The 9,195-nt window shown below is 61.9% G+C and carries 9 protein-coding genes and 1 riboswitch; of the genes, 6 read left to right on the top strand and 3 right to left on the bottom strand.

Going from position 1 to position 9,195, the window contains the following annotated elements:
• The 3 genes from VDQ18_RS21525 to VDQ18_RS21515 form a co-directional block, all read left to right on the top strand.
• On the top strand, positions 1-419 hold a 419-nt coding region (locus tag VDQ18_RS21525), incomplete at its 5' end, for an ATP phosphoribosyltransferase regulatory subunit (RefSeq protein WP_323022919.1).
• Positions 416-1,105: an ATP phosphoribosyltransferase gene (hisG, locus tag VDQ18_RS21520; RefSeq protein WP_323022918.1), complete on the top strand. Its 690-nt coding sequence runs from the start codon at positions 416-418 to the stop codon at positions 1,103-1,105. The genes VDQ18_RS21525 and hisG, both read left to right, overlap by 4 nt.
• Positions 1,102-1,764, top strand: coding sequence for an HAD-IA family hydrolase (locus VDQ18_RS21515; protein WP_323022917.1), 663 nt, complete (start codon positions 1,102-1,104; stop codon positions 1,762-1,764). The genes hisG and VDQ18_RS21515 overlap by 4 nt, the downstream gene beginning before the upstream one ends.
• Before the next feature lie 7 nt (positions 1,765-1,771).
• Here VDQ18_RS21515 and VDQ18_RS21510 read toward each other — a convergent pair whose 3' ends face one another.
• A complete protein-coding gene (locus VDQ18_RS21510; RefSeq protein WP_323022916.1) occupies positions 1,772-2,197 on the bottom strand; it encodes a DUF1489 domain-containing protein in 426 nt (141 codons plus the stop codon).
• A 193-nt stretch (positions 2,198-2,390) separates the two neighbouring features.
• Here VDQ18_RS21510 and VDQ18_RS21505 point away from each other — a divergent pair, with 193 nt between their 5' ends.
• Both VDQ18_RS21505 and VDQ18_RS21500 read left to right on the top strand, forming a co-directional pair.
• Positions 2,391-4,658 carry an adenosylcobalamin-dependent ribonucleoside-diphosphate reductase gene (locus VDQ18_RS21505; RefSeq protein WP_323022915.1) on the top strand — a complete coding sequence of 756 codons (2,268 nt, stop codon included), beginning with the start codon at positions 2,391-2,393 and terminating at the stop codon, positions 4,656-4,658.
• Positions 4,659-4,976: 318 nt separating this feature from the next.
• Entirely contained in the window at positions 4,977-6,074 is a 1,098-nt protein-coding gene (locus tag VDQ18_RS21500) for an AAA family ATPase (RefSeq protein WP_323022914.1), read from the top strand.
• Between the two features lie 266 nt (positions 6,075-6,340).
• On the opposite strand, the gene VDQ18_RS21495 is transcribed toward VDQ18_RS21500, so the two are convergent.
• Positions 6,341-7,084: an HNH endonuclease gene (locus VDQ18_RS21495; RefSeq protein WP_323022913.1), complete on the bottom strand. Its 744-nt coding sequence runs from the start codon at positions 7,082-7,084 to the stop codon at positions 6,341-6,343.
• Positions 7,077-8,297: an AAA family ATPase gene (locus VDQ18_RS21490; protein WP_323022912.1), complete on the bottom strand. Its 1,221-nt coding sequence runs from the start codon at positions 8,295-8,297 to the stop codon at positions 7,077-7,079. The genes VDQ18_RS21495 and VDQ18_RS21490 overlap by 8 nt, the downstream gene beginning before the upstream one ends.
• A gap of 492 nt (positions 8,298-8,789) precedes the next feature.
• Positions 8,790-8,869: riboswitch (ZMP/ZTP riboswitch) on the top strand.
• An 18-nt stretch (positions 8,870-8,887) separates the two neighbouring features.
• Here VDQ18_RS21490 and VDQ18_RS21485 point away from each other — a divergent pair.
• The gene (locus tag VDQ18_RS21485; RefSeq protein WP_323022911.1) at positions 8,888-9,169 is read left to right on the top strand and encodes a LysE family translocator; all 282 of its coding nucleotides are present in this window, start codon (positions 8,888-8,890) and stop codon (positions 9,167-9,169) included.
• Positions 9,170-9,195 lie beyond the last annotated feature (26 nt).

Raw genomic sequence — 9,195 nt, 5'->3', positions numbered from 1 at the left:
TGGCCGAGGATGCGGCGACGGCGCCGATTCCGGGCGATGTGGTTGATGCGCTGGAGGCATTGATTCAACTCTCAGAAAAGTCCCGCAAAGCGTTGGAAGAGATGCGGAAACTGGCGTCGGTCCTGCCCTGGATCGGCCCGTCTCTGGACCTGTTCGAGGAACGCCTCTCGGTCCTCGCGGCGCATGGCGTAGATGTGGCCTCGCTCGATTTCGAGGCCTCCTATGGCCGCACGACGCTGGAATATTACGACGGTTTCGTCTTCGGCTTCTACGCCGAGGCGCGGCCGGACCTGCCGCCCGTCGCCACCGGCGGGCGCTATGACGCGCTGACCGCGGTGCTGGGTCAGGGCCGCTCGATCCCCGCGGTGGGCGGCGTGATCCGCCCGGCGCTGGTCGTGGAACTGGAGGGCCGGGCGTGAGCGTGAAGATCGGCGTGCCGTCCAAGGGGCGGCTGATGGAAAAGACCTTCGACTGGTTCGCCGCGCGGGGCATCGCCATGAAGCGGACCGGGGCCGAGCGGGAGTATTCCGGCGCGGTCGAGGGGATCGAGGGCGTGGATCTGGTGCTGCTCAGCGCCTCGGAGATCCCGCGCGAACTGGCCGCGGGGCGCATCCATCTGGGCGTGACCGGGACCGACCTCGTTCGTGAAAAGCTGGGCAATGGCAATGGCTTGGTTGACGATCTTGCGCCGATGGGCTTTGGCCATGCCGACCTGATCATCGCCGTCCCCGACTGCTGGGTCGATGTCGAGACGCTCGACGATCTGGACGCCGCGGCGGCGGCGTTCCGGGCGGACCATGGTTTCCGGCTGCGGATTGCGACCAAGTATCACCGGCTGGTGCGGGATTACCTGCGCGCCCATGGCGTCGCCGATTACCAGCTGGTCGACAGCCAGGGCGCGACCGAGGGCACGATCCGCAACGGCACGGCCGAGGCGGTGGCGGATATCACCTCGACCGGGGAAACTCTGCGCGCCAACCATCTGAAAATCCTCGACGGCGAGCCGGTGCTGCGGTCGCAGGCAACGCTTTTCGCCTCGCGCGTGGCGCCCTGCGATGCGGCCGAGGCGGCGGCGCTGGCGGCGTTGAAGGCGCGGCTGGCATGAGCGGCGCGATCGAGGGGATCGAGGGCGTCCGGGCCGTGGTCTGGGATTTCGATGGCGTGCTGAACCGCGCCGGGCGGCCGGACAAGGCGGGGATCTTCCCCTGGCAGGCCAAGGTGGCGGCGGAATTGGGGATCGACGCTGCGGCGATGGCGCAGGCGGTCTTCGGCCGCGACAAGGCGGCCTTGTTCACCGGCAAGGACGACGTGCTGGACCGAATCGCCGATTGGGCCGAGGGGGCGGGCGTCGATCTGGACCCCGAGGACGTGCTGGAAATCTGGTTCGAGGCGGACCACGATCCCGACACGGAGCTGGACCGCCTGCTGGGCCTCTTGGCCGAGGCGGGGATCGTCCAGGTGATCCTGACCAACAACGAAGCCCGCCGCGCCCGCTGGATCGCTCAGGACGCGGGCTGGGCTGAGCGGGTCGATGCGATCTTCGCCTCGGGCGAGACCGGGGTGATGAAACCCGCGGCCGAGGCCTTTGTCGCGGTCGAGACGGCGCTCGACATGGCCCCGCACGAGATCCTGCTGATCGACGACACCCCCCGCAATGTCGAGGCGGCCGAGAAACGCGGCTGGCTGGGCTGGGATTATCAGGCGGGCGGGGCGATGGCGCTGGTGCAGGCGCTGATGCCGCTGCTGCTGAAGGCGCAGGAATAGGCCGCGCTCAGCGCCAGCCGAATTCCGCCAGCGCCTCGGCCAGTTCGGGGGGCAGCGTTTCCTCGCCGGGGCGAGTCGGCGGCAGGTCGCGCGGCGCGTCCTCGGGCTTGAGATAGCGCCAGCCCTGGAAGGGGCGGCGCGGGGCCGGTTCGGTGCGGATCAGTTCGGGATCGAAGACCAGCGCGCAGCGGTTGATGCCATCGGCGCCCTCGACCGGATCGAGGCGGATAATGCGTTGGCGGACCAGCACATTCCCCTTGATGATCCAATAGATCGAACCGCCGTCCAGCACCTCGTCGGCGCGTTTGGGCCACATGCGGGTGACATGGCGGGGCAGGCCGCCGGGCAGCTCGGCGGCACGCTGGCGCTGCCAGTCGGAGAGGTCCTCGACCGACTCGCAACCGACACAAAGCTTGAGGATATGCAGGGCCATGTGCCCCTTATCCCCCCGAGCGCAGGCGACCGCAAGAGCTCCACATGCGCTCGGCCGAGGCCCGCTGCAAGGCCCCCGCGCGGCGTTGACGATGGGGGTGGCACGGACTATGTTTGCCAAGGGCGCGGTCATGCTTTGTTCATGCTGCGCCCTTCCGCTTTCCAATACTTCCCGAGCCCGACAGGACCCTCTCATGAGCCGTTTTTCCGCCCCCATCGCCGAGCAGATCTGGGACATGAAATACCGGCTGAAAGACGCCTCGGGCCGGGCGCTGGACGCCACGCTCGAGGATTCGTGGCGCCGGGTGGCCCGGGATCTGGCCTTGGTCGAGGCCACGCCCGGGGTCTGGGAAGAGCGATTCTATACCGCGCTCGAGGATTTCCGTTTCCTGCCCGCCGGGCGGATTCTGGCCGGGGCCGGGACCGGGCGGCAGGTGACGCTCTTCAACTGCTTCGTCATGGGCACCATTCCCGACAGCATGGGCGGCATCTTCGAGATGCTGAAGGAGGCCGCGCTGACCATGCAGCAGGGTGGCGGAATCGGCTATGATTTCAGCACCATCCGGCCCAAGGGTGCGGTGGTGCACGGGGTTGCCGCCGATGCCTCGGGGCCGCTGAGCTTCATGGATGTCTGGGACGCGATGTGCCGGACGATCATGTCGGCGGGCTCGCGCCGCGGGGCGATGATGGCGACCATGCGCTGCGACCACCCGGATATCGAGGAATTCATCGCCGCCAAGCAGGATTCGGCCCGGCTGCGGATGTTCAACCTGTCGGTGCTGGTGACGGACCCGTTCATGGAAGCGGTGAAGTCGGGCGGCAGCTGGGATCTGGTGTTCGACGGCCGCGTCTATCGCACGCTGGAGGCCCGCGACCTGTGGAACCGGATCATGAAGGCGACCTATGAGTATGCCGAGCCGGGTGTGATCTTCATCGACCGCATCAACGCCGCCAACAACCTGCGCTATGCCGAGACCATCGCCGCCACCAACCCCTGCGGCGAGCAGCCCCTGCCGCCCTATGGCGCCTGCCTTCTGGGCTCGATCAACCTGGCGCGGCTGGTGAAGGCACCCTTCGAGGCGGGGGCGGGGATCGACACGGAGGAGCTGGACGAGCTGGTCCGCACCGCGGTGCGGATGATGGACAACGTGGTCGATGCCTCGAAATTCCCGCTGCCGCAGCAGGCGGCCGAGGCCGTGGCGAAGCGCCGCATCGGGCTGGGCGTCACCGGGCTGGCAGATGCGCTGCTGATGATGGGCCTGCGCTATGGCTCGGACGAGGCGGTGGCGCAGACTGAAGGCTGGATGCGGGCGATTGCCCGGGCGGCCTATCTCGCCTCGGTGGATCTGGCGCGCGAGAAAGGGGCGTTCCCGCTGTTCGACGCCGAGAAATACCTCGCCAGCGGCACGATGCAGGCGATGGATGCCGATGTGCGGGACGCGGTGCGCGAGCATGGCATCCGCAACGCGCTGCTGACCTCCATCGCGCCGACCGGGACCATCAGCCTTTATGCGGGCAACGTATCGTCGGGGATCGAGCCGGTCTTCGCCTATGCCTATCGCCGCAAGGTGCTGCAGCCCGACGGCTCGCGCACCGAGGAAGAGGTGGTGGATTACGCCGTCTCCCTCTGGCGGCAGAAATTCGGCGATGCGCCCTTGCCCGAGTATTTCGTCAGCGCCCAGACGCTGGCGCCGATGGACCATGTGAAGATGCAGGCGGCGGCGCAGAAATGGATCGACAGCTCCATTTCCAAGACCATCAACTGCCCGGAGGATATCGGCTTCGAGGAGTTCAAGGACGTCTATCTGGCGGCCTGGGACATGGGTTGCAAGGGCTGCACCACCTACCGGCCGAATGCGGTGACGGGCTCGGTCCTGACGGTCAGCGAGAAGGCCGAAGCCGTGCCGCAGGCCGAGACCGGGGCCGAGGTGATCTACCTGTCCGAGCCGCTCGACCGGCCCGAGGCGCTGGAGGGCCAGACCTACAAGCTGAAATGGCCGGTCAGCGAGCATGCGATCTATATCACCGTCAACGATATCGTCGTCGGTGGGCGGCGCAGGCCCTTCGAGGTGTTCATCAATTCCAAGAACATGGAGCATTACGCCTGGACCGTGGCGCTGACGCGGATGATCTCGGCGGTGTTCCGGCGGGGGGGCGATGTGTCCTTCGTGGTCGAGGAGCTGAAAGCGGTTTTCGACCCGCGCGGCGGCGCCTGGATGGGCGGGCGTTACGTGCCCTCGATCCTGGCGGCGATCGGCGACGTGATCGAGGAGCATCTGGTCGCCATCGGCTTCATCGAAGGCGCGGGGCTGGGGCTGAAATCCGACCCCAAAGCCGGGGCCGCGGTCGCCGTCGCCGGAGGGGCGAAGCCCAAGGCCTGCCCGAGCTGCGGCGCCTACGAGCTGGTGATGATCGAAGGCTGCATGACCTGCCGCGCCTGCGGGCATTCGAAATGCGGGTGAGGGCGAGGCTTTCAGCGTTGCGCTGTAGGACCCACTAAAACTTGTCCATTTCCGGGGTAATTTGACCATTCCGGCACAGGATTAATGACCATCGGCTGCGTCGCAGTCGGTGGTTTCTTTTTATATCAATGACTTGCGCGACTGGCGGATTTGCGTCCTTCGGGGCTCCGCCGGAGCGCTCCGTCCTGGTGGGTGCCGTTGACGGCTAGCGGCGCTTTCGGCATCCCTCAGGGCCAATCCGGCCGGGTTCTTTCCAACTTCCCCCTCGTGCAGAGCGTCTGCCCGAGGGCATGGCGCCATGCGCCTGAAAGGACCTCCATGACGAAGATCAAGTTCATCGATGCCCGCATCGCCGATCCCGACGAGGACGAGTTCGCCCTCAAGCGCCGCTTCGAGTGGTACCTGCGCAAGCTCCGTGCGCTCCGAGACGGGGTGTCTCCGAAGGTGCCGGGAGACTTTGAAGATGAGTTGCGCTGGAACGAGGACCTCATCGCGGTGCATCTCTCGGAGAAGGATCGGACCAGGATCCTGCGCCGCGCGCGTCGGGTGATGCGAGCGCGTGCCAAGGTTTCCGGGCTCAGCCATCTCAGCTCGGATGACCGGCGCGCGCTCGAGGCGTTCCGGGGCGGGGCCGATCTGGTCGGCCTCGCGAGTGAACACCGCGCCGATGAGATCGCCGCAGCCATTCATGCCGAGATGCCCTGGATGGCGGCGGCCACCGACTTCCTCTGGAAGGCGATGCGCCGCTCGGTGCGGGTGGGGGAGCCCGGATTCCGGCTGCCACCCGTGCTGCTGGACGGCCCACCGGGGATCGGCAAGAGCGTGTGGTCACGCGAGCTCGGGCGCCATCTCGGGGTGCCGCGTTGTGGCATCGAGGGAACCGCAGAGCAGGCCTCGTTCGTCGTCAACGGCTCGCAACGCGGTTGGGGCACGGCCTTCCCCGGACGGCCCCTACAAACCATCGTGCAGAGCCTCTGCGCGAACCCCATCGTGGTGATCGACGAGATCGAGAAGGCCGGAACACCGACCTCGACCAAGGGGCAGGCCTACGGCTTGGCCGAGGGGCTGTTGCCGCTGCTGGAACGCTCGTCTGCCGTGGCCTGGAAGTGCCCCTATTATCAGGTCGGCTTCGACATGTCCTGGATCAGCTGGGTCCTGACCTCGAACAGCCTGAGCACGGTTCCGGCCCCGTTCCTGAGCCGTCTGGACATCCTGCGCTTTGCCGGCCCCAACAAAGGGGATCTCATTTCCTTCGCGGAGCGCGAGGGCGCACGACGGGGCCTGTCCGACGCTGCTTTGGGCGCCATCTGCGAGGTGATCGATCAGATTGCTGAGGCGCATGAACTCAACCTGCGCCATGTGTCCTGCATGCTGGCCAGAGCCGAGGCCATGGCAAGCAGCCCGCTGTCGCATTGAGTGGTTGATGCGAGCGCGCGCCTTAGATTGGCTTGGGCTATAGCTGCAGCTTGGGCTGACGGCCGCAGAAAGCGGGTGTCGGCCCAAGCGGCATTTGTGCAAGGTGCAAATTTACGCCAGGCGCCGACACAAAGGGCGGAAAGCAGACGTTCGTTGCCCGCTTCATGATCGAGCGCCAGGTGCAAGAAGCTGAAGGCCATGCCGATGCTGCTGTGGAGCCTCCGGACACGCCGACGTCACGCCAACCATACCGTTTGGTCGCCTTCCTATTCCGGCAAGCTGAGTGAACCGGCAATTTCCTCAAGCTCTTGAAACTCCTCCCACAGGTCAATTTGATTCAGCTGCGCCTTCACCCACGCATAATCGGGATCAGAAAGGAGGATGGTTGAACTTACCGAGCTGTATTGAGCGCCAGGCTGGCATTCAAGTAGGAGGTTTCTAACTCCACCTAAAATTTTGTTCCTTTGCACGACGCCATTCTGTCCGTCTAAGAAATTCTCAACCCGCTCCCTTAACACATTGAGTGCGTTTGAAATCCCTTCGCCGATGAGAAATCTTACCTGAACCATCCGCTCAGACTCATTCAGGTAGACGACTTCGACAGTTCGCCTCCCGATGTCGTCTCGGTGTCTAATTCGAAAATTCTTTAGATAGATGTGGTCTTTCGGGGCGACCTCATACGGATTTACAATCATGCCATCGACCTCAACATTGTGGCTACTTTTTTGACCATTGCATCTCTTGCATGAGGGTAGCAAGTTAGACCACGATACAACACTATCCGGGAAGTCTTTCTTGTCCCTAAAGTGTTCAACTTCCATGTACTTTGACTCTTCATCCAGAAGTGCCTCGCAATACGCGCATTTTCCATGCGAGCTCTCTAATAGCGGCTTCTTGATGAAGTTGACATTCCAGACCGAGGAGCCTTCATCCTTGAATTTTGCCGTCAGCTCCGCGATCTTCTCTTCCGTAAGCTCTACTGGCTGGGGGGCTCGCTCCAACTTAATCAATTTTTTTATTCTCCGGTTGATCTGGCGTCAGGAATGGAGCGACCTGTATTCTCAATAGTTTCCTCAACGGGTTGTTCGGATGGAGCATTTCCTCCAGATCAGCTAACGCATGCCTGATCTTCGCTTCATCCTCAGCCTCTATCGCACCGTCAAAAGCACGCATTACCGCTCGAAACGTCGCAGTTCTTGTGTCCTCAACCCCCATAATGTCTTCTAAAACTTCTTCAATAGTCCATCCAAGGTATCCGAATTTGCTTTGCGGCACAGATCGAGCCTTCACGCGTTCATCGTCTTCCGCAACCAAGGCAATGACCTCTTCAGGTGACGCAGCCTGAACTACGTGTGGGCTGTGTGTCGTCGCGATTATTTGAGCTCGCGGAAACGTCTTCTTGAGAATTCCCCCAATTTGTTGCTGCCAAGTTGGATGCAGGTGTAAGTCCACCTCGTCGATTAGGATCACACCGGAAAAGTTCTCTGCAGCGACTTCCAGTTTCCGGAACTCGATCTCTTTTAATATCCCCAGCAGGAGTGAGAACGCGGAGCGAAAGCCCGACGAGAGAAACTCGAAAGGTATTACGCCGCCGGGCGTAGAAACCATCACATCAAAAGTTCTAACATCAACTTCCGACAAGGCAACCCTTTCATCAAGTAGCGAGAATATTCTTTCCGCCGTGATGAGATTGGATTTCATTTCCTCACTCCAGCTACTTTTGTCAGCATGAGGCCGTAATAAGTAGCGATTCGTGAGCCATGACTTTATCTCGGAAGGTTGAGGGTCATTGGCAGCCCTGTGACCGAATTCTTTCTGATTAAAGTCGGGGTCACTCGAGATGCCTACTTGCTTCATATAGCTAAAATCTCGGAACGCTCTTACATTGACAATGTTTTCCCCGAGCCCATTTTGATAATTTGAAAAGTCACCTTTTTCTGGATCAAAATTTTCTATGTTCAAATTAATTACTCTGCTTTCGTCATCGGCAAGATACTGGAGATGAACCGAGCCACGCTCGGCAGATTGCCGCCTTTTGAGCTTATGATTCCTACCTTGAGAAAAGCAGGCGACAACCGCCTCGAGTATCGTGGTTTTTCCTATGCCATTGCCGCCGCAAATCAGATTGAGACCCGGCCCTGGATTTATCTCGACCGTAAGATCCGAAAATGGCCCGACGTCTTTTAATGTAAGGCTTTTTAAATACACTCTGTGATTGTCCATCAGCTCCCCTTTCTTTGTATATTCATAAGCCAAGTGATGAGGCTGGAAGAGCTTTCACGGCGCGCTGCTGCAATAACTAGAATGATGCATTTAATTCTCTCATTTTGTGTGGAGGCTACCTTAGCAGTCAGGGCCGACGGCGCAAGCAGGGCGTTGTTGTGTAAGTCAGGCCTGCAGCTTACCGCCCCTTTTGCCGTTGGCGTCATGCCACGCGGACGATTTCGGCGGTGCCGAGTGCGTTGAAGCGGTTGATGAGGGCGACGCGGATCTGGATTTCAGCGGTTTGGCTGTTCCCTGATGTTGCGCCGCAGCTCGTGGCCTATTCGGGAACGGCGGCTTTGGGCCGGGAGCGACGGCGCCCCTGGGGGTATGTGCGCGCACCCTGCCGCAGCGCCGCACGACCGGTTCGAGCCCTTTCGTGACTCTACCGAATGTGAGGCTGGGCCCAAGTTGAAATGACTTGTGCTGTGTGAGGTTCTGAGGATACTGCGGAAAGGTTCGCGTAACTGGCGCTAAAGATGGTGTACCATCAGGGAGCGCGATCTTTTCCGCCGCGCGTCTGGGCACAACTCTCTTGATGGAGAATTCCAGTGCCCGAACTTAATTCACTGCTCGGTTTCGCCCTGATCGCTCTCGGCATGGTCCTGACACCGGGGCCGAACATGGTCTATCTGATCTCCCGATCAAGCTGCCAGGGACGGGTGGCCGGCCTCATATCGCTGGGTGGCGTGGCGCTCGGTTTTGTCTTCTACATGGTCTGCGCCGCGTTCGGGATCACCGCCCTCGTCCTCGCCGTACCTTACGCTTACGACGCCATCCGCTTTGCGGGGGCCATTGACCTGTCACTGAAATTTCATCCAGCTGCGACTTGAGCGCGGTTGTGGTTTACGCCGATCGG

The sequence above is a fragment of the Pararhodobacter sp. genome, assembly GCF_034676075.1.
Classification (GTDB): Bacteria; Pseudomonadota; Alphaproteobacteria; order Rhodobacterales; family Rhodobacteraceae; genus Pararhodobacter.
Note: the sequence above shows the minus strand (reverse complement) of the source record. Positions and strands in the feature narration are given on the sequence as shown.

What these genes read in the sequence shown, in the direction of transcription:
- VDQ18_RS21515 (WP_323022917.1), top strand. Translation starts at nt 1,102, where the DNA reads ATGAGCGGCGCGATCGAGGGGATCGAGGGCGTCCGGGCCGTGGTCTGG.
- VDQ18_RS21510 (WP_323022916.1), bottom strand. Translation starts at nt 2,197, where the DNA reads ATGGCCCTGCATATCCTCAAGCTTTGTGTCGGTTGCGAGTCGGTCGAG.
- VDQ18_RS21505 (WP_323022915.1), top strand. Translation starts at nt 2,391, where the DNA reads ATGAGCCGTTTTTCCGCCCCCATCGCCGAGCAGATCTGGGACATGAAA.
- VDQ18_RS21500 (WP_323022914.1), top strand. Translation starts at nt 4,977, where the DNA reads ATGACGAAGATCAAGTTCATCGATGCCCGCATCGCCGATCCCGACGAG.
- VDQ18_RS21490 (WP_323022912.1), bottom strand. Translation starts at nt 8,297, where the DNA reads ATGGACAATCACAGAGTGTATTTAAAAAGCCTTACATTAAAAGACGTC.